The organism is Synechococcus sp. BS55D, assembly GCF_004332415.1.
Lineage (GTDB): Bacteria > Cyanobacteriota > Cyanobacteriia > PCC-6307 > Cyanobiaceae > Synechococcus_C.
Map to the genome: position 1 here is coordinate 665,584 of NZ_PHQT01000001.1, position 17,154 is coordinate 682,737.

Below are 17,154 nucleotides of genomic sequence, written 5' to 3' on the forward strand. Positions count from 1 at the left end.
TTCAGTCGTCGTGATCGTCGAAGGGATCGTCCAGCTGCTTGGAGGGAGGTCCAAAGGCTGTGTAGACGCCGAACCCGGTCAGCCCGAGCAGCACGGCCAGCACGGCGATCGCCACGGAAAGGGCCGGGGAGGAGGTTTCCATCACATCTCTCGACAGGTTCGGCCCGATCAGGACCGTGGCCCCTACAGTATCGAGACTGAACCTCACCCGAGACCAAGCCCGCCATGGCTCAACGCACTCGTCTGGGAGATCTCCTCCGTCCCCTCAACTCTGAGTACGGCAAGGTGGTGCCCGGCTGGGGAACCACTCCTGTGATGGGCGTGTTCATGGCCCTGTTCCTGGTCTTCCTTCTGGTGATCCTGCAGCTGTACAACAAGTCCCTGATCCTTGAGGGCATCAACGTCAACTGGAACGGTCTCGGCTGAGGAAAGCCCATGAATGTCTTCGGCATCGGCCTTCCTGAGATGGCCGTCATTGGTGCTGTGGCCCTGCTTGTGTTTGGGCCCAAGCGCCTGCCGGAGCTGGGGCGGACCCTTGGCAAAACCCTCAAGGGTTTTCAGTCTGCTTCCAAGGAATTCGAGCGAGAGATCAACAAGGCGATGGCTGAGCCAGAGCTGCCTGAAGCTGGCCTGTCCGAAGCTGGCGAACTGAACGATGTGAAGGCGATCTCTAGCACCGCCTCATTGGATAGCGCCTCTGCCGACACCGCCTCTCCTGACATCAAGGCCTCCAATCCTGAGCTCTGATGGATCGGGGCCAATTGCGCCTCGTCGTCGGTCTCGGTAACCCCGGAGATCGTTACGCGGGCACGCGTCACAACGTTGGCTTCATGGCCCTCGAGGCCATGGCTCGCCGCGAGGGCACTCGCTTCCGTTCCATGCCCAAGCTGCATGGGGAGCTGGCTGAGCTTGGCCTTGGGGCTGAGCGTCTGCGCCTGCTGATGCCGCAGACCTTCATGAACGACAGCGGTCGGGCAATCCGTGCCGCCCTCGATTGGTTCGATCTAGACGTGAACCAGTTGCTGGTGGTCGTCGACGACATGGATCTGCCTTTGGGAAGACTGCGGCTGCGGGCCAAGGGCAGTGCTGGTGGTCATAACGGGCTGCGCAGCACGATTCAGCATCTGGGCACCCAGGACTTCGCCCGCTTGAAGATCGGCATCGGTGCCCCTGGTCGCACCCCCGAGGAGCGGCGCGCCCGCACGGTGTCGCATGTGTTGGGCAGCTTCAGCAAAGAGGAACAGCCGCTCCTGGAGACCGTTCTTGAAGCGGTGCTCAAGGGGCTCGATTTGATTCAGCGTCAGGGTCTGGAGAGGGCTGGCAATCAGCTCAATGGTCTCCAGCTCGCGGAGACGGACGCATGAGTCCGCTTCCTGTGACAACGGCCCATCTCAGGGTGTTGCGTCAGAGCTTTCAGGAGCAATGTCTGGAGGGGGAGGTGCAGGCTGGCGGATTTGCTTGGCAGTTCTGCTGGGCCTTTGATCGCGGCGAGCTGACGGTGGAGCCATCCCTCGGCAGGGCCTTGATCCAGGACGCCCTCCAGCGATTTCTGGTCAAGGCTGACTATCACCTCGAGCCTGGCGGCGATTACACCTTCACCGTTCGGGCGCGATTTTGAATCGGTGGAGGGCAGGCCCATTCCAGGGGCCGGCCGAGGTGGTCTTCGAGCATCACCAGAGCCGCAATGGCATCCAGCTCCACAGGGGGCAGGTCGAGCCCGCGAGGCAGCAAGCGTCTCCAGCCTTGCGGTGGCCATAGCTGCCAGTAACGCTCTCTCGCTCGCAGGGTGGTGCCCCGCTCGTCCATGAGCTCAGGTTCCAGCTGCAGTTGCTCCTGCAGACGTTCACGCCAGAGGCTGCTGCCGGTGCCATTGCCAAGAAGGATCTGATCGATCGGACTGCTGCTGCTCCAGTGCCGGATCTGACCGAGCACTGTCTCGACTGGATACACGCCTGATGCAATCACCTGGTGGCGTTCCCTGTCGCAGAGCACCAGGCCACATTTGCTGCGGCCAGGGTCGATGGCCAGGAGCCGTGCCATTTAGGTGGGGCCGGGGACCTGGCTTGGGCGCACCCCATTGACGGGGCGCAGCTCCACGACGATCGGATCTGCTGTGTCGCTGCTGCGCAGGGCCACGACCTCAAGCTCCACGCGGGATGGTGCTCGGCTCAGGAGCTGTTGGCCCAGGCTATTCAGGGCTGTCGCGTCAAACTGAAGTCCCTGACTGAGGGATCCCCGGCGCTGGACCTCCGCCAGGGCGGAGGCGAGCAGGAGGTTGAGCCGATTGCGTACGGCTTGTCCTTCAGTTTCCCGGCGTTCGAGGGAGGTGCGGGCCAGCACGTCGCCGGTTTTCACGATGCGGGTGTTTGGACGCGCTTCAGGGAAGGCATACACCACCTTTTCGCCCAGCAGAACATTCGCTGCCGAGCGCACATTCACCACCCAGGTGCCCGGTTGGCGAATGGTTTTTTCAAGTCGTTCGATGTCACTGCGCGGCACCAGCAGGATCTGTCGATCGGGTTTTACCCCAGGGAGGACCTGCTGGTAGGCCTGCAGGTTCGCTTCCCGCAGCAGCTGATCAATCACCTGTTTCGCCTGTCTGGGGTTGTCGAGTCGCATGGTGGCGGTGGCCAGGGGCTGGCCGCTGCTCAGCACCACGTTGCCCTGCCGCAGTGCGAGCACGTTTTTCTCGAGTTGGCGCAGCTCCGCCTCGCCGTTGCTGATGCGCTGCCGCACGCTGGCCAGCTCCGCTTCGGTGCGTCGGATTTCCGCATCCCGAGCCTGCACGTCGCGACTGAGGCGAGCCCGTTCTGCTTCCAGGCGTTCCCGCTGCTGGTTGAGGGGAACCAAGACTTGGCGCAAGGTCTCTGCCTTTGCTTTCGCTTCCGCAAGATCCCGTCGGGTGCGTTCCCGTTGCTCCTGAGCCTGCGCCAGTTCTCGGGTGGCTTCCTTCTGGGCTCTGCGGCTGCTCTTCAGGGCCGTGCGGCTGTCATTCAGCCGCTTCTGCAAGGCATCCAGTTCAAAGAGGCCCACGCGCAGCTGGCGGCTCACCAGCAGCATCAGCCCAAGGGACAGCGCTGAGATCAGGCTCCCTGTGAGCACCGTGATCAGCACGGCGGTGCGGCGGGGGCGCATGCCCAGCAGGCTGAGACGGGCCTTCCCGACCCTGGAGCCGAGTCGATCCCCCAGGGTGGCGAGCACGCCACCGAGCACAAGCAGGGAGAGGATCAGCAGCCAGCCGGTCACGAATTCAAGGGCGAGGGAAGGCGAGCTGAGGCCGTCCGGGCTCCATCTTCTCCCGTGACCCGCTCAGCTGAAGCGTTTCGCCAGGGCGATTGGATCGAGCACCGTGATTTTCTTGCGGTCGATCTCCACCAGACCAGAGTTGCGCAGATCCCCGAGCAGGCGCGTAATCGTGACCCGGGTGGAGCCGATGGCCTCGGCGATCGACTGGTGCGAGAGGCGCAGGTCAATGGTGATTCCCTTATCGCCAGGCACTCCGAAGTCACGGCAGAGCACCAACAGAAAACTCACTAGGCGGGACGACATGTCCCGATGGGTGAGGGTTTCGATCATGGTCTCGGTTTGCAGTATCCGGCTCGAGAGACCCTGCAGCAGGAGCAGGCCAACACCGGTATCGGCTTCAATCGCCTGGCGCACCGAGGCAGCTGGTGCCGTGACCATCTCCACGCGAGTGAATGCTACGGAGTGATAGAAGCGATCGGAGCGGTGGCCGGTCAGCAGGGACAGCACGCCGAACAAGCTGTTTTCCCTCAGCAAAGCCACGGTGATTTCCTCCCCGGACTCGTAGACCCTGGAGAGGCGAACCGCCCCGCGCCTGATCAGATAAACCCGTTCAGCGGGATCGCCGGGGAAGAAAATCGTCTTGCCGCGTTCCACCAGCTCCGTGCTCGCGCCTTCGAGATCACGGATCACTTCCAGCAGCGTGCGTGCGTTGGCTGCCGGAGCGTTCGCCAGGGTGACTCCTGCTCCGGCACTGGCCGTCACGGAGGCGGTCTGCGGTGAATATCGGCTGAAGCCGCGTGTGGCTCCGACCATGGCGGCTTTGCAGTTGGCAGGACGCTACGGATGGTCCTGGCTCCACCTTGTAGCAACCCACACGAAATTCAGCGTTGATTCAGGGCGCTGCGTTGGTGCTTCATTAACTCCGTCAGGCCTGGTTCGGCGAGGTCCAGGAGGCCGTTGAGGGCGCTGCGACTGAACGGAGCTCCCTCCGCTGTGCCCTGCAGCTCCAGCAGACGCCCTTCGCCGTCCATCACCACATTCAGGTCCACGTCGGCCCGGCTGTCCTCGCTGTAGTCCAAGTCGAGCAGGGGGGTTCCCTGCACTAAACCCACGGAGACGGCCGCCACCTGCTGGCGGACCGGTTGACGCGTGATGACCCCGTTCGTCAGGAGTTGGTTGCAGGCGTGCTGAAGCGCTATCCAGGCGCCGGTGATCGAGGCCGTGCGCGTGCCTGCATCGGCCTGGATCACATCGCAATCGATCAGCAACGTGTTTTCACCCAGAGCTTCCATGTCGAGGCAGGCCCTGAGGCTGCGGCCGATCAGGCGCTGGATCTCCTGGGTGCGACCCGAAAGTTTGAGCAGCTCCCGGTTTTGGCGTTCGGGAGTGGAACCAGGAAGCAGCCTGTATTCAGCACTAAGCCAGCCCTTGCCTTCCCCCTGACGCCAGCGCGGGACACCTTGTTCATGGCTGACACTGCAGAGCACGGCGGTGCGGCCCGTGCGCACGATCAGGGAGCTGATGGCAAAGCCCATTGGATCCCACTCGATCGCGAAGGGGCGCAGCGCGGCGGCATGGCGACCGTCGTGACGGAGTGGGGACTGGTGGCTGCTCATCAACCGCAGAAGCGCTGCCATTGAGCCTGACAGGGCGGCTGTCACCAGCGGGCGGGTCGCTCAAACACCATCAGTGGTGTGTCAGGGGCTTGTGAGCTGCGTCTCCGGCGCTAGATTTTGGTTCTGCCGGCATGCCGGCCGTGTGAGGAATCAATGACCGCCAGCCTGAGCTCCAGCCATCGCCCTACCGAGCCGCGCACTGCGGATCACCGGGCACTGGAGCGAGCGGGTCTACGGCCCTTGCCCCCTGTGCCGCCCCGGGCACCCCTCCATCTGGTGGCAGCCGAGGGTCAGCTGCAGGTGCATACCGCCCCCTACCGCGGCAGTTTTTCCAATGTGCTCAGTCAAGCGTTGCGTGCTGCCGGTCTGGGCAGTCGTGTGCTGGTGGTGCAGTTCCTGAAGGGAGGGGTCGACCAAGGTCCGGAGCGGCGTCTGACGCTCTGCGGTCGGCTCGGCTGGTTACGGCCTGCTGTCTCCACTTGCCTCGATGGGCCTGCCGCTGACCAGGGTCAGGCTGTGCAGGAGGCGGTGGAGGAGGTCTGGCAGGTCTGCCGACGTGAGCTGCTGGCTGGCAAGCTCGATCAGCTGGTGCTTGATGAGCTGGGGCTGGCCATTGCCTTGGGCTACCTCAGCGAAGAGGAGGTGCGTGCGACTCTGGAGCGCCGCCCCGGCTCGGTGGACGTGATTGTCACCGGACCCTCCATCCCCGAGTTCTTGATGGGGCTTGCCGATCAGGTCACTGAACTGCGCCGAGGCTTCTGATGCTCAAGAACGATCGCTGGATTACTGAACAAGCTCAGGCCGGCATGCTTGAGCCCTTCCAGGCGGGGCTGGTCCGTCACCTAGAGCCGGATCAAAAGCAGCGCCCGGTGCTCAGTTTCGGATGTTCCTCCTATGGCTACGACCTGCGCCTGTCACCTCAGGAATTCCTGATCTTCAAGCACGTGCCGGGCACGGTGATGAATCCCAAGCGGTTCAATCCGGCCAATCTGGAGCCCACAGAGCTTCATCATGATGAGGATGGTGATTACTTCATCCTCCCGGCCCATTCCTACGGGCTTGGTGTGGCCCTCGAAAAGATGAAGGTGCCCGCGAATATCACGGTGATTTGCCTTGGCAAGAGCACCTATGCGCGCCTAGGAATCATCGTGAACACCACCCCGGCGGAGGCGAGCTGGGAGGGACATCTCACTCTGGAATTCAGCAATAGTTCCGGTGCTGATTGCCGCATCTATGCCAATGAGGGCATCTGTCAGCTTCTCTTCTTTGAGGGTGATCCCTGCGACACCACCTACAGCGACCGCCAAGGCAAATACCAGCATCAACCGGAGCGAGTGACGCTGGCGAAGGTGTGATCAGGGATCAACCTGATCAGGGCGCCAGCCTGGCTTTATGGAGGCGACTCTTTTCGTACCAGGCTGCGAATTCAGGGGCCCATTGCTGCAGGTGCGGCCACATCAGGTCGCACAGTTCGCGGATTTCCTGTTGGGCATCGAGCTTGGCGCGCAGATCCATGAAGTGCAGGAAGGCCCGCAGCGAAAAGCTCACCACAAAATGCTGGCGGTAGTCGAAGGGGAGGATGCCGCGGGCGTGCTCCTCGGCGAAGCCGGCGGCGAGCAGGTCGCGATAGCGCTCCGCCGCCGCGCGGCAGAGGGCGAGATCCTTGCTGCGCTCTTCGGCGGTGTAGGCATACTTCTTGCCCTGGCGATCGCTGTAATCCCCCACCGGCCGGAGGTAAAACACCTCTTCAAGTGCTAGCTCACCGTTGGCGGCTTTACAGATGCGATCGCCGGTGTAGCGCATCGACTGCACATCGAAGCTCACACCCACCCGGTGGGTGCGGGCCTGTTGCATCACCGAGTGGGGGAACCAGCCCACGTTGAGCACGATCTGGGCATGTTCGAGCGGTCCGTAATGGCCTCGCTCGCCGGCTAGGAGTCTTTTCACGCAGATTTCTCCGGCCCGCGTTTCATCGGGCCATTGCTCCCGATCAGCGGCCACGAACCCCTCGCTGTAGTCCTGGTGCATGCCGGCATACACACACTGCTGAGGGTTGGGTGTCGCGGCAATCAGGTCGACCCGGAAGCGGGGATCCATGGCGGGCGTCAGGTCGGAGTGAACGGTTGTGGGCTGATCATGGCCGGTTCGCGCCTGGATGGCCGCCCTTCATGAAGGCTCAGCCCTCAGGAGTGGCTGCGCGGACCGGGGCTGCTGACCAGGGAGCTGGCTGTCGCTTCGCTGGCGGAGATTGCCGAGAGGCTGCCGATGCCGGCCAGCTGTGGGAGCTTCGTGTTGTCGATCAGAGCGTTGCTGATGGCCTCTAACTGGGCAGCGCTACGCACCCCGAGGGAGCGGCCCCGCAGGCTCCCGTCTGCGGCGAACAGATTCAGTTGAGGGATGCCATTGACCTCGTAGCGATCGATGAGGTCTTGCCAGCGAGGGTTCTCGATGTTCACCAGTACCACGTTCATGCGGCCATTGGTGCGGCGTTCGGTCTCCAGCATCGCTGGAGCCATTTCCCGACAGGCTTCACACCAATCGGCGTAGAACTCGAGCATCGTCGGCTTCTGATTGCTGAGTGCTTGCTCGGGGGTCAGAGAGCGTCGCGCCAGCTGATCCATCGGCGACTCCACACTCAGGCCATTGCGAAGCAGAAACAGGATCAGCGCCAGTGCGATGGCACCGATCACAAGCAGGGCCTTCTGGCCGGCGGAGAGGCTTGCGGATGGTGCGCTGCCGGTCATGCCTCGAGCGATGGACGCTTCGCCACTCTGGCAGGACTCCCGCGTCAACGTTGCTAGCTTGAGCGCGGCTTTCTGGCTGTTGCGGCGCTCTGCCGGATGACCCGAGTCCTGATGTTCTCCTGATGGCTCTGCTGCGTTTCCTGGCCCTGCCGTTCCGCGCGCCGCTGTTGCTGGTGTTGTTCGTGGTGGCGATCCTGCTCGGTCACCACTGGACCATCTTTCAGCAGGACTTGATGAATGATCGGGGGATTGACCCTCAGCTGTTCTGGACTGTGGAAGTGGTTCAGGCTCTGCTGGTGGTGGTGATCTGCACGATGCCCGATCTGCTGCTTCGGCAGGTGTCGATGTTGATGGCCTCCAGCCGGGTGATCAGTCTTGTGGTCACCCTCCTGCTGGTGATCACCGGTGGCTTGTATGTGCTGCAGCTGAGCCTGCTCTCCGATGTGCTGATCCTGTCCTCGGCGGTCTTGTTGGCCCGCCTGGATCTCACGCGCATCAAGGTGGTCCCACCGCCGGTTGTCATGGCCGCCTGGATGTCCGTGATCGTGCTCTGCGGGGTGTGGCTCGGCCACGTGCTGCCCAATCCGTTTGCGATTAGTCCCCTGGGGGCCGAAGCGCTTCGCTTCTTGTACACCCCTGGTCTGCCGGCTTGAGATAGGCCCAGAGATTCCCCAGCACTTTCTTGGTGTAAAGCCGCGTTTCTGGATAGGGGATCCGCTCAACCCAGAGCTCTGGGTCGCGTGTCAGTTCCTCGTTGCGCCAGCGGCCTGCGGCGCCTGGGCCTGCGTTGTAACTGGCGATTGCCAGCCAGGCATTGCCTTGCCACTGCCGGAGCAGCTGGGCCAGGTAGCGCGCTCCGAGCCGGGCATTGGCACGTGGCTCCTGCAGTGCCGCCTTGCTGAGGGGGGCACCGGCCAGTTCTGCCGCGGTTTCCGGCATCAGTTGCATCAGCCCGATTGCTCCCACGGGTGAGGCCACCCCTGGTGAGAAGCGTGACTCCTGCTTGGCGATCGCCTGAAGTAACTCCCTACGCACGCTTGCCTCCTGGCCGGCAGCCGACAGATAGTTCAGGAAGGTCTGGGGCTGCTGACTGCGATGCACCAGGGTGCGGGTGGAGCAGTCGTCAGACACCAGGCGGAGGCTGGCACGCCAGAGACGCTCGAGGCCGTTCCAGCTGTCGCCGTTGGCCAGCCGCAAGCGCCCCTCCACCACCCCTTCGTTGGCATTGGGCGGCTGGGGATGGCGGCTCTGCCAGGTTTCAAGGGCGGTCTTAACAAGCCCCAGGCGCCAGAGCTCATCCACCTCCTGGTCGCCACTCTGCAGTGGTTGCCAGGTGTCTAGCTCCGGGGCCGAACTGGTGGCTGTAACCAGGGCTGGCAGGGGGGTGCCTCTGAGCCGATGCTCCGCCCGCCAGGTGTAGAAGCCGGGGGGATGCTCCGCCAGCAGACGCTTCCAAATGTCCGCTGCGGCCTGAGGGCGTCCCTGTTTGGCGATCGCTAGCCCCAGCCAGAACTGCTGACGTGCTGCCAGAGGTTCCGGCAGCTGATCGGAGGGAATGCGACCGAGCCAATCTTCCGCCTGTCGCCATTGCCCTTTCAGCAGAGCCTCCCGGGCAAGATCCCATTGCAACTGCCAGCTGGCGGGATGTTGGGGCCAGCGACTCAGCACCGCGGCCCCATCACGGCGACGACCCAGACGGACCTCGGCAGCGGCCACATCGGCGGAGCGACTGCGAACTGCTTTGGGGATCGCCTCCAACAGCGCGGCATCCGGTTTCAGGGGAGCGCTCAAGAGTTCCGCCGCTGTTAGAGGGATGTCGATCTCTTGCGACCCCTGCGCTGGCGCGGACTGGATCTGGCTGAGCTGCACGAGCATGGCTTCGGCAGTCCGTTGCTGTTGGGCATCTCCCTGCAGCAGCGCCCGTGCCAGAGCCAGCGCTGTGATCGGTTGAGGGGGTTGTCCGTTCAGGCAGCGCAATGCCGCAGGGCCATCGCCCAGCTCTGCGAGGCCGCGGGCCAGCCACTGGCGGTCATCTGCAGTCGCCGCTGACAAGGGTGCGTTGCAGGCCCGACGCAGGAGTGCTGCAGCGCCGGGATGCCTCGGGGCCCAGCGGGCCAGGTGCAGCTCCTCGCCATCGCGGACGGCGCTGTCGAGAGCAGCGGGGTGGGTTGGTTGGCGTCGGCGCAGCTCCCGCTGGAGGGCTGGATTGGTTGCGCTGAGGTGATAGCGCGCATCGGCGCTGGCGGCGCTGTCTGGAAAGCGCTGCAGCAAGTTGCGCCAGAGCCCTTGTGCTGCTTCAGAGGCCTGGCGCTGTTCGGCCGTTTGGGCCTGGCGTTGCAGGGTGACTGCCGCCAGGGAGGAGTGCCCCCAGCCCTGCCCGGCCAGCAGTCGTTGCCTGGTGCTGGGGTCGTTCACCGTTGTGCTGAGCAGCAGTGCCGCCTGGCGGCGCTGACCTGGATCGCTTGACCAGCGGTATTGGTTCCAGAGGGTGCTTCCGTCGAGTTCGGGCGTGAGCCTGAGCTGCAGCTGCTGCAGGAGCGGCTGGCCCGCCAGGATCACCGCAAGGCTGGCGATCGCCGTGCCACCGATCAGCAGCAGCCCGCGGGGGGACGACTCGGACACGCCACAAGCAATGACTGCTGGCATTCTGGGCGCAGTCAGGGACCGATGGCGATGGCAGAGGATCCGCGCTGGACGCGCCCAGGGAAGGGTCAGCGCCGCCGCTGCGGACTCGCCTGGTTGCTGTTGCTGCTCGTCTGGGGGTTCCGTTGGCTCTGGCCCCTCCAGTGGCTTCCCGGTTGGGTCGTGGTGGCCGTGGCGCTTTGGGCCACGCTCGAGCTGGTGGGGCTGCTGGTCGCGCCGCGGCGCTGGCGCTGAGGGCATGGGCTGGGCCCCGTAATCTTGGTTGCCTTCCCATGGATTCCATGGACGAGATCGCGGTTCCGCCCTTGGGCACGCCACACCCTCCCGCCCAGGTCAGCTTCGGGACCGATGGTCTGAGGGGACGGGTTGGCTCCGCGATTACCCCTGCCCTGGCGCTGCAGGTGGGCTTCTGGTGTGGACGGGTGCTGCCGCAGTCTGGTCCGGTGCTGATCGGGATGGATTCCCGCAGCAGCGGAGCCATGGTGGTAGCCGCGCTCACCGCCGGGCTGACGGCCGCCGGTCGTGAGGTTTGGACCCTTGGGCTCTGTGCCACCCCCGCCGTTCCCGGACTGATTCGCCGTTCCGGTGCCGCGGGCGGCCTGATGGTCTCGGCGAGCCATAACCCCCCGCACGACAACGGCATCAAGGTGTTTGGCGCCGATGGCAGCAAGCTGCGAGCGGAGTTGCAGCAGTCGATCGAAGCCGGACTGCGTGGTGAGCGGGATGCCGGGCCTGCCGATGGGCTGCTCAGTTGCGCAGCGGCGCATCATCGGCCGGAGTTGTTGGTTCAGTACCGGGACTCCTTGCTGGACAGTGTGGGCGGCCAGCGCTTGGACGGGGTGCCGATTGTGCTGGATCTCTGCTGGGGATCGGCGACCGCCTGCGCTGCGGATGTGTTTGAAGCCCTCGGCGCTGAGCTGACCGTGCTGCATGGTGAGCCGGATGGAGCACGGATCAATGTGAATTGCGGCTCCACGCACCTGGAGCCCCTGCGCCAGGCCGTGCTGCAGCAGGGGGCTGCCATGGGCTTTGCCTTTGATGGTGATGCTGACCGCATGCTTGCGGTGGATGGTCGAGGCCGAGTGGTCGATGGCGACCATGTGCTTTTTCTCTGGGGGGCCGCCCTGCAGGACGCCCAGGCCTTGCCGGAGCAGCGTTTGGTCGCCACCGTGATGTCCAATCTCGGGTTTGAACGGGCCTGGCAGGCGCGGGGTGGCGTGCTTGAACGCACGCCGGTGGGTGACCAGCACGTCCATGCCGCCATGGTCAGCACGGGCGCGGCCCTCGGTGGAGAGCAGTCGGGCCACATCCTTTCTGCTGCCCATGGCCTGGCCGGTGATGGGGTGCTGACCGCTTTACAGCTCGCCAGTCTTTGCCAGGCCCGGCAGCTGACCCTGGCTGATTGGTTCGATCAGAGCTTCCAGGCCTATCCGCAGAAGCTGGTGAACGTGCGCGTGCCGGACCGAACGCGCCGCAAGGGTTGGGCCGACTGTGCACCGCTTCAGGCTCTGGTGCTTGAGGCTGAGGCGGCCATGGCCGATCAGGGCCGGGTGCTTGTGCGGGCCAGCGGAACGGAGCCCCTGCTGCGGGTGATGGTTGAGGCAGCGGATCAGGCTGTGGTGGAGCACTGGACGAGTCGCCTGGCAGAGGCGGCTGATCACCATCTCAACGCGGCCTGAGCAGCCCCTTCGCGAGGGCCAGTGCTCCGGCGCAGGCGTCGCCACCGCCCTGCTGCCAGTGCCAGCCCGGTAAGCGTTCGCCGAGAGCGTCCTCCACAAGGTCTCGCATCAGCTGCAGGTGACTGAGCACGCCGCCTCGCGGACTGATCGCAGGAGCGCTCAGCGCCAGGGTTGTGGCCACGGCAGTAACCGCTTCCGCCAGGGCCTGCGCCGAGTGCTGCACGATCCTGCGGGCGTCGTGATCCCCATGGCCAGCGGCCTCCACCACGAGCGGTGCCAGTTGGGCCAAGGTGGCGACGCTTCGCTCCGGTCGCACCACCAGGGCCTTGATCTCGGCAGCACTGTTGCAACCCAGCGCATCCCAGAGCCGATGACGCAAGGGGGCATCGGCCATGCGGCCATCGGCCATGCGCAGGGTCAGCTGCAGCCCCTGATGGCCAAGATCGAAGGCGCTGCCGCCTCCATCCAGCATCCAACCCCAGCCACCACTGCGGGCCTCAACGCCTTGCTCATCCCTGCCGACGGCGATCATGCCGGTGCCACTGATCAGCACGATGCCTGGGCGATTCGGGAAGGCGCCGTGCAGGGCGGTGCGCTCATCACCGGTGGCCAGACAATGCTCCGCCGGCAGTCCAAGGGCCGCAGCCATCAGCGCTTGGGCTCGCCCCTGCAGGGCGGTTCCCTGCTCCAGTCCGCTGGCGCCGATCACCGCGGCGAGCGGCGCTGCCGTTGACGGCAGACCCGCCGCTGCCTTGGCGGCGGTCAGGCTGCTGTTGATGGCAGCGATGAAGCGGGTTTCACCGTGTTCAGCATCAAGGTGGCTGACACCAGACCCCTCGCCATCTCCAAGCGTTGGCTCGTCGAGGCCGTCGCTGGGGTTGGTCGGGGCCCAGCGCAACAGCCGGCAGCGGCAAGTGGTTTGGCCTGCATCGAAGCCGGCCACAAATTGGGGACTCATCCGTCGCTGGGCTCCGCCGTCAGGGGCTGCGCCAGGGTCGCCAGACAGAACCAACCGATGATCTGCACCTCCGGTCGGAAGAAGATCGTGTCGGTGGCGCCCTGCACCAAAAGGCCGGCGATGGCCGCCAGGGCCGCCAGGCGGGGCAGGCTGAGGTTGCCGCGCTCCCGCAGTCCGATCAGGCCCTGCTGCAGGCTGCTCCAGGCCAGGCCAAGGCAGGCGATCAGGCCGGGAACACCGGTCTCAACCAGGATCTCGAGGGGCACCGAGTAGGCGCTCAGGGCATTGAATTTGGGTTGTTGGTAGAGGGGGTAGATGCTGTTGAAAGCGGCATTGCCTGGGCCAATGCCAATCCAGGGGCGGTCTTGGATCATGTTGATTGCGGCGAGCCAGACGTTGATCCGGAAGTTGTTGGAGCTGTCGCCACGGCCGGCCAGCAGGCTCACCACCCGGGTGCGGATCGGCTCGATCTGGGTGGCGGCGATGGCGATGGCCAGTCCCGCCAGCACGAGCAGGGCCAGGGGCAGCAGCCTGCGCCAGAGGGCAGGCCAGTCGCGGATCGCCCGCAGCAGCAGCAGCAGCACGAACAGCCCAAGTGCAGCGAGCATGCCCAGCCAGCCACCGCGGCTGTAGCTGAACAGGGTGGCTGCGCTGCCCAGCAGGAGGCAGCAAGCGGCGAAGAGCCGCTGCCCCCAGCCGCGCCAGCGGATCAGGGCCACAGCGGCGATCGGCAGGATCGGCACCAGATAGCCAGCCAGCAGGTTGGGATTGCCCAAGGGGCCGTAGATGCGGATCGTTCCTTCGGCCACGGAGTTGGGATCGGCCCAGCGGGCTAGTTCTTCGGTTGGGCCATAGAGCTGACGCAGGGCGATCACGCTGCTCACCAGTTCTCCGGCCAGCAGGGCAGCCACGAGTCGGTCCCACCAGGCCGGCTGGCTTGCCAGCAGCTGTCGCATCAGGGCGTACACGCCCAGATAGCTGAGCAGTTTGGCCAATCCTTTGGCGGCAGCCATCGGCACCGGTGAGAGACCCGTGGCCATTACTGCGATCCCCAGGAAGAGCAGCAACCAACCGCTGATGGTGCCGATCCGTCCGCAGGGGGTGCAGGCGGCCCAGAGCAGCCACAGCGCTCCGGCGCTCAGGACCACCAGGCCGAGGCCGGTTCTGCTGATCAGGGGTAGGCCCGCGAGCAGGGCGATCAGGATCAGACCCGCCCAGGTGCTCAGCCGTTGCCTGAGGGCATGGCTGCTGGGAAGCAGGCCCTGCCAGCGCAGGAGCAGAGGAGTCGGGGCCGCAGCCTCAGCCATCGGGGGTGCCTGGGGTGTCGTCTGTCGGATTATCGACCCGTTCCCAGGCGGTTTCGAGTGCCTCCCGCCCGGGCAGCGGGCGATCGTTGCGACGGAACAGCGCCCGGTAAATCGGCAGGTCCTGGGCGAGCACGTAGCGCTCCCGTTCGGTGGCGACGGGGAGGGGATTATCTCCGCGCCAGGGCCTTTCATCCTCTGGAGGCCTGGAGAAGACCCCGGACAGCTCCGTGAGCTGCACCATCGGTTCAATCACTTCGAGAACATCGCTCTGTAGGAACAACTCCCGGCCGGGGGCGAGGGCCGCGGCGATGGCAAGCAGCAGCGACGGTTGCAGCACCCGTCGCTTGCGATGGCGCTTCTTGAACCACGGGTCGGGGAACTGGATCGATACCCGCTGCAGGCGGTCGCTCGCTAGTGCTCCAAGCCAGCCCTCCAGGCTGACGTTGGCGTTGCAGAAGAGGAAATGAAGGTTGCCCAGCTCCAGCTGTTGGCATTCGCGCTGGGCGGCGTCTACGAGGGGCCGTCGAATTTCCAAGCCCAGATGATTCCAGTGCGGTTGCACGGCGGCGAGATCGAGCAGGAAGCGACCGCGGGCACAACCGATGTCGAGGTGAATCGGCTGCAGGGGATCGTCGAAGAGCTCGGTGGGACCAGGCAGCTCACGGGGCAGCTGGAAGAACCGGCTGAGGGGATTGACGTGCTGACGCATCAGACGTTGAGAGGGGCATGTCGCAGAAGCCCCCAGCAGGCGGTGTAGCCGTGGAGGTGGGTGCTGCCGCCGAGGGGACCGATCTCGCCGTTGCAGAAGGCGCCGGCGATGGGCAGATCGGCCATCACGCTGCGGGCGATCGAGACATCCCCGTCGGCGCAGCCAAAGAGCCCGCTGCCGCGGCCCAGGCAGGCGAACAGTAGGCCCATGAGCGGGGCGCTCTCGCAGCGTTCGCGGGCCGCGCAGAGCAGCTGACTGGCCTCCTGGCGGGAGGCATTGGCTTCCCGCAGCTGAAACTGCACGTTTTGTCCGGGGCGCACCCGCTCCGCCACCGCGACAGCGCCGTTGCGGGGATCCACGCCGATCAGATTGCGCACCAGGAAGGCGCTGCCTGGCCCAGCGTCGTTCTGATGACCGACCACCCAGTCACGACGTTCGACACCAAGGAAGAGGGAATCCTTGGCCTGTTCCCGCTCCTCGTCGGAGAGACCGGCCAGCACCCGCTGCAGGCAGTCCACAGGGCTAGCACTGGTGTTGTTGGCACTGAGCTGCAGGAGCACATTGCGGTGCGACTGCTCGATGGCAAACACCGGCCCAATCGGCCGGCAGCCCTGGGCGACCACCGGTTCGAGGGTCCAATCACCACCGATTCCGAGCCCGATCGCTCCATTGCAAACCTGGTCACCGATCAGCAGGGAGCCGTGGGGAGCGTTGTGGGGCGCTGCGATGCCGCCGATGCAATCCGCCCCGGCATAGGCATAGTCGCGACCGCTGATTAGATCGTTGATGCCACTGCTGCCTGGATCCACCAGCAGCAGCATCGAGCGCGTGGTCGCGGGGTCGAGATCAAACCATTCCTGCCACCGCTCGGCGGGGCCATCGAGATCCGGCAGTGTCTCGGTGGTGACGGCAAAAGGTTTGAGGATTGCTCCCGGCAGGTTGAGCAGGGTCACGCTGAGGGCTGCACTGCGCTCAAGCTCAGAGGCCTGGCCACTTCGGTCTGTGCCGACGACTCCACCCCCTGTGCAGCCCAGCCAGTGGTCCGCCTTCAAACGCTCCCTCAGCAGTGGCAACAGACGGGGGAGGTCACTGGCGAAATGACTGGACACAAAGACAAGCGCCAGATCAGCTGAAGCACTGCCCAGCTCATCCGCCACCTGTTTCACGGCCGCGTCCAGGGAGGTCTGGCTCGAGAGTGCCGTGCGGCATCGGGCCTGCGCAGCGGGCGAGCGGAACCAGTTGAGCGGCGAAAACGGCGTCATAGATCGGACCCTACCAACGGCGGCGGTCCTTGCGCCGGCGTCGATAATGGCGCCTTCCCGAACCTTCCTGGTGCCTGATCTTCCCTATCGCAGCCTGGTCTGGCTCACCTACAGGCTGGGGGCCACCTTCGCCTTCGGTGTGCCGCTCCTGCTCCTGATCTGGGCGGCCGTGCGCCGGGAGGGGGCGATGGTTCGCCTGCTCACGATTTACTGGAAGGTGGCCAGCCTGATGGCGATCAGCCTGCTGCTGCTCACCGATCAACGGCCCCTCGGCTACATCGTTGTCTTCATCGCGCCAATTCTCATATTGGTGTCGGTGTGGTTCTGGGTGGATCTGAATGAGGAGCTGGCGGATCTGCCCCCTTGGCGTCCGCTGCCGCTCACTGTGCGGGTCTGGCGCTGGGCCCTTAGTGGCTTCGCTGTGCTGGCGACGCTGATGGCCGCCAGCAGTCTTCCTTGCAGTCGTGTGTTGGCGACTGCGGATTGCAAGGCATGGCTGGAGGCGCCCCAGGGGCTGCACCGGGTGGTGGAGCGATTGTTTGATTTCGTCTTCGGCGGGCAGTGGACTGAAGCAGTGGCCGCCTTCATTGGCTATGTGGCTCTTGTGGCCTATGCCGTGGGCCTGTTGCAGTGGCTGCTGGTGCGCTTGCCAAAGCAGGGGCGGGTCGCTGGTGAGTTCTGAACTGCTGCAAACGCTCGAGACGATCAGCCGCGAGCGGTCGGATCGGGTCGTGCGTCTCAGGGGGATGGTGACGGCCGGTGATGGGGGGCCGGAGCCCCTGGAGGTTTTGATCTTTCGCGGTTTCAGCAGCTGCACGACGCATCCCACCGCCTTCGATCCCGATCAGAGCGTGCTGCCTGATGGAGCCTGCATCGAACACGCCGATCTCCTGCAAGGGCCCCTCAACCCCCTCCAGGAGCAGCTGCTCCTGGAGGGGGTGCCTCCGGAAAGGCTGCTGGACCCTTTGGCCTGGGGTTGAGTGAAGGGTG

At 65.0% G+C, this 17,154-nt stretch carries 23 protein-coding genes; 11 read left to right on the forward strand and 12 right to left on the reverse strand.

Annotated elements, in window-relative coordinates; translation table 11 throughout:
• Position 1 precedes the first annotated feature (1 nt).
• Positions 2-142, reverse strand: a complete 141-nt coding sequence (psbN, locus tag CWE16_RS03195; RefSeq protein WP_131455869.1) for a photosystem II reaction center protein PsbN — start codon at positions 140-142, stop codon at positions 2-4.
• A gap of 83 nt (positions 143-225) precedes the next feature.
• Between psbN and psbH the strand changes: the two genes are divergently transcribed.
• The 4 genes from psbH to CWE16_RS03215 are packed head-to-tail and all read left to right on the forward strand — an operon-like array spanning position 226 to position 1,618.
• Positions 226-426 carry a photosystem II reaction center phosphoprotein PsbH gene (gene psbH / locus CWE16_RS03200; protein ID WP_131455871.1) on the forward strand — a complete coding sequence of 67 codons (201 nt, stop codon included), beginning with the start codon at positions 226-228 and terminating at the stop codon, positions 424-426.
• 9 nt (positions 427-435) lie between these two features.
• The gene (locus CWE16_RS03205) at positions 436-747 is read left to right on the forward strand and encodes a TatA/E family twin arginine-targeting protein translocase (RefSeq protein ID WP_131592844.1); all 312 of its coding nucleotides are present in this window, start codon (positions 436-438) and stop codon (positions 745-747) included.
• Entirely contained in the window at positions 747-1,364 is a 618-nt protein-coding gene (gene pth / locus CWE16_RS03210; protein WP_131592846.1) for an aminoacyl-tRNA hydrolase, read from the forward strand. Before CWE16_RS03205 ends, pth begins: the two co-directional genes overlap by 1 nt.
• Positions 1,361-1,618, forward strand: a complete 258-nt coding sequence (locus tag CWE16_RS03215) for a DUF3146 family protein (RefSeq protein WP_131592848.1) — start codon at positions 1,361-1,363, stop codon at positions 1,616-1,618. The genes pth and CWE16_RS03215 overlap by 4 nt, the downstream gene beginning before the upstream one ends.
• Here CWE16_RS03215 and CWE16_RS03220 read toward each other — a convergent pair.
• The 4 genes from CWE16_RS03220 to rph all read right to left on the reverse strand — a co-directional run bounded on the left by CWE16_RS03220 (position 1,588) and on the right by rph (position 4,862).
• Positions 1,588-2,040 carry a pre-16S rRNA-processing nuclease YqgF gene (locus tag CWE16_RS03220; RefSeq protein ID WP_131592850.1) on the reverse strand — a complete coding sequence of 151 codons (453 nt, stop codon included), beginning with the start codon at positions 2,038-2,040 and terminating at the stop codon, positions 1,588-1,590. The two genes, CWE16_RS03215 and CWE16_RS03220, sit on opposite strands and share 31 nt — an antisense overlap.
• Positions 2,041-3,246 carry a DUF3084 domain-containing protein gene (locus CWE16_RS03225; protein WP_131592851.1) on the reverse strand — a complete coding sequence of 402 codons (1,206 nt, stop codon included), beginning with the start codon at positions 3,244-3,246 and terminating at the stop codon, positions 2,041-2,043.
• Between the two features lie 63 nt (positions 3,247-3,309).
• On the reverse strand, positions 3,310-4,059 hold the full coding sequence (ntcA, locus tag CWE16_RS03230; protein ID WP_131455882.1) for a global nitrogen regulator NtcA: 750 nt from the start codon (positions 4,057-4,059) through the stop codon (positions 3,310-3,312).
• Positions 4,060-4,127: 68 nt separating this feature from the next.
• The gene (rph, locus tag CWE16_RS03235) at positions 4,128-4,862 is read right to left on the reverse strand and encodes a ribonuclease PH (protein ID WP_131592853.1); all 735 of its coding nucleotides are present in this window, start codon (positions 4,860-4,862) and stop codon (positions 4,128-4,130) included.
• A gap of 153 nt (positions 4,863-5,015) precedes the next feature.
• Here rph and CWE16_RS03240 point away from each other — a divergent pair, with 153 nt between their 5' ends.
• Together CWE16_RS03240 and dcd are read left to right on the forward strand one after the other, a co-directional pair.
• A complete protein-coding gene (locus CWE16_RS03240) occupies positions 5,016-5,624 on the forward strand; it encodes a cob(I)yrinic acid a,c-diamide adenosyltransferase (RefSeq protein ID WP_131592855.1) in 609 nt (202 codons plus the stop codon).
• The gene (gene dcd / locus CWE16_RS03245) at positions 5,624-6,217 is read left to right on the forward strand and encodes a dCTP deaminase (protein WP_130128322.1); all 594 of its coding nucleotides are present in this window, start codon (positions 5,624-5,626) and stop codon (positions 6,215-6,217) included. Before CWE16_RS03240 ends, dcd begins: the two co-directional genes overlap by 1 nt.
• Before the next feature lie 16 nt (positions 6,218-6,233).
• Here dcd and thyX read toward each other — a convergent pair whose 3' ends face one another.
• Both thyX and CWE16_RS03255 read right to left on the reverse strand, forming a co-directional pair.
• Positions 6,234-6,959, reverse strand: coding sequence for an FAD-dependent thymidylate synthase (thyX, locus tag CWE16_RS03250; protein ID WP_131592857.1), 726 nt, complete (start codon positions 6,957-6,959; stop codon positions 6,234-6,236).
• Between the two features lie 86 nt (positions 6,960-7,045).
• Positions 7,046-7,606, reverse strand: coding sequence for a thioredoxin domain-containing protein (locus CWE16_RS03255; RefSeq protein WP_131592859.1), 561 nt, complete (start codon positions 7,604-7,606; stop codon positions 7,046-7,048).
• A gap of 122 nt (positions 7,607-7,728) precedes the next feature.
• On the opposite strand from CWE16_RS03255, the gene CWE16_RS03260 reads away from it, so the two are divergent.
• Entirely contained in the window at positions 7,729-8,259 is a 531-nt protein-coding gene (locus tag CWE16_RS03260; RefSeq protein ID WP_131592861.1) for a hypothetical protein, read from the forward strand.
• Here the strand turns inward: CWE16_RS03260 and CWE16_RS03265 are convergent.
• Positions 8,201-10,228, reverse strand: a complete 2,028-nt coding sequence (locus CWE16_RS03265) for a lytic transglycosylase domain-containing protein (protein ID WP_330848520.1) — start codon at positions 10,226-10,228, stop codon at positions 8,201-8,203. The two genes, CWE16_RS03260 and CWE16_RS03265, sit on opposite strands and share 59 nt — an antisense overlap.
• Positions 10,229-10,279: 51 nt before the next feature.
• On the opposite strand from CWE16_RS03265, the gene CWE16_RS03270 reads away from it, so the two are divergent.
• Together CWE16_RS03270 and glmM are read left to right on the forward strand one after the other, a co-directional pair.
• Positions 10,280-10,483, forward strand: coding sequence for a hypothetical protein (locus CWE16_RS03270; RefSeq protein WP_131592865.1), 204 nt, complete (start codon positions 10,280-10,282; stop codon positions 10,481-10,483).
• Between the two features lie 47 nt (positions 10,484-10,530).
• Positions 10,531-11,928, forward strand: coding sequence for a phosphoglucosamine mutase (gene glmM, locus CWE16_RS03275; RefSeq protein ID WP_131593047.1), 1,398 nt, complete (start codon positions 10,531-10,533; stop codon positions 11,926-11,928).
• Here glmM and CWE16_RS03280 read toward each other — a convergent pair.
• The 4 genes from CWE16_RS03280 to CWE16_RS03295 are packed head-to-tail and all read right to left on the reverse strand — an operon-like array spanning position 11,915 to position 16,164.
• The gene (locus CWE16_RS03280; RefSeq protein WP_131592867.1) at positions 11,915-12,886 is read right to left on the reverse strand and encodes a BadF/BadG/BcrA/BcrD ATPase family protein; all 972 of its coding nucleotides are present in this window, start codon (positions 12,884-12,886) and stop codon (positions 11,915-11,917) included. The two genes, glmM and CWE16_RS03280, sit on opposite strands and share 14 nt — an antisense overlap.
• On the reverse strand, positions 12,883-14,193 hold the full coding sequence (locus CWE16_RS03285; RefSeq protein ID WP_131592869.1) for an IctB family putative bicarbonate transporter: 1,311 nt from the start codon (positions 14,191-14,193) through the stop codon (positions 12,883-12,885). The genes CWE16_RS03280 and CWE16_RS03285 overlap by 4 nt, the downstream gene beginning before the upstream one ends.
• Entirely contained in the window at positions 14,186-14,902 is a 717-nt protein-coding gene (gene trmB, locus CWE16_RS03290; RefSeq protein ID WP_131592871.1) for a tRNA (guanosine(46)-N7)-methyltransferase TrmB, read from the reverse strand. Before trmB ends, CWE16_RS03285 begins: the two co-directional genes overlap by 8 nt.
• The gene (locus tag CWE16_RS03295) at positions 14,902-16,164 is read right to left on the reverse strand and encodes an FIST signal transduction protein (RefSeq protein ID WP_131592873.1); all 1,263 of its coding nucleotides are present in this window, start codon (positions 16,162-16,164) and stop codon (positions 14,902-14,904) included. Before CWE16_RS03295 ends, trmB begins: the two co-directional genes overlap by 1 nt.
• 70 nt (positions 16,165-16,234) lie before the next feature.
• Between CWE16_RS03295 and CWE16_RS03300 the strand changes: the two genes are divergently transcribed.
• Positions 16,235-16,846, forward strand: coding sequence for a DUF3177 family protein (locus CWE16_RS03300; protein WP_131592875.1), 612 nt, complete (start codon positions 16,235-16,237; stop codon positions 16,844-16,846).
• A complete protein-coding gene (locus tag CWE16_RS03305) occupies positions 16,836-17,144 on the forward strand; it encodes a DUF7734 family protein (RefSeq protein ID WP_131592877.1) in 309 nt (102 codons plus the stop codon). Before CWE16_RS03300 ends, CWE16_RS03305 begins: the two co-directional genes overlap by 11 nt.
• The last annotated feature ends 10 nt before the right edge of the window (positions 17,145-17,154 follow it).

Coding starts and splice junctions, on each gene's coding strand:
- psbN (WP_131455869.1), bottom strand. CDS start 142: ATGGAAACCTCCTCCCCGGCCCTTTCCGTGGCGATCGCCGTGCTGGCC.
- psbH (WP_131455871.1), top strand. CDS start 226: ATGGCTCAACGCACTCGTCTGGGAGATCTCCTCCGTCCCCTCAACTCT.
- CWE16_RS03205 (WP_131592844.1), top strand. CDS start 436: ATGAATGTCTTCGGCATCGGCCTTCCTGAGATGGCCGTCATTGGTGCT.
- pth (WP_131592846.1), top strand. CDS start 747: ATGGATCGGGGCCAATTGCGCCTCGTCGTCGGTCTCGGTAACCCCGGA.
- CWE16_RS03215 (WP_131592848.1), top strand. CDS start 1,361: ATGAGTCCGCTTCCTGTGACAACGGCCCATCTCAGGGTGTTGCGTCAG.
- CWE16_RS03220 (WP_131592850.1), bottom strand. CDS start 2,040: ATGGCACGGCTCCTGGCCATCGACCCTGGCCGCAGCAAATGTGGCCTG.
- ntcA (WP_131455882.1), bottom strand. CDS start 4,059: ATGGTCGGAGCCACACGCGGCTTCAGCCGATATTCACCGCAGACCGCC.
- rph (WP_131592853.1), bottom strand. CDS start 4,862: ATGAGCAGCCACCAGTCCCCACTCCGTCACGACGGTCGCCATGCCGCC.
- CWE16_RS03240 (WP_131592855.1), top strand. CDS start 5,016: ATGACCGCCAGCCTGAGCTCCAGCCATCGCCCTACCGAGCCGCGCACT.
- dcd (WP_130128322.1), top strand. CDS start 5,624: ATGCTCAAGAACGATCGCTGGATTACTGAACAAGCTCAGGCCGGCATG.
- thyX (WP_131592857.1), bottom strand. CDS start 6,959: ATGGATCCCCGCTTCCGGGTCGACCTGATTGCCGCGACACCCAACCCT.
- CWE16_RS03255 (WP_131592859.1), bottom strand. CDS start 7,606: ATGACCGGCAGCGCACCATCCGCAAGCCTCTCCGCCGGCCAGAAGGCC.
- CWE16_RS03260 (WP_131592861.1), top strand. CDS start 7,729: ATGGCTCTGCTGCGTTTCCTGGCCCTGCCGTTCCGCGCGCCGCTGTTG.
- CWE16_RS03270 (WP_131592865.1), top strand. CDS start 10,280: ATGGCAGAGGATCCGCGCTGGACGCGCCCAGGGAAGGGTCAGCGCCGC.
- glmM (WP_131593047.1), top strand. CDS start 10,531: ATGGACGAGATCGCGGTTCCGCCCTTGGGCACGCCACACCCTCCCGCC.
- CWE16_RS03280 (WP_131592867.1), bottom strand. CDS start 12,886: ATGAGTCCCCAATTTGTGGCCGGCTTCGATGCAGGCCAAACCACTTGC.
- CWE16_RS03285 (WP_131592869.1), bottom strand. CDS start 14,193: ATGGCTGAGGCTGCGGCCCCGACTCCTCTGCTCCTGCGCTGGCAGGGC.
- trmB (WP_131592871.1), bottom strand. CDS start 14,902: ATGCGTCAGCACGTCAATCCCCTCAGCCGGTTCTTCCAGCTGCCCCGT.
- CWE16_RS03295 (WP_131592873.1), bottom strand. CDS start 16,164: ATGACGCCGTTTTCGCCGCTCAACTGGTTCCGCTCGCCCGCTGCGCAG.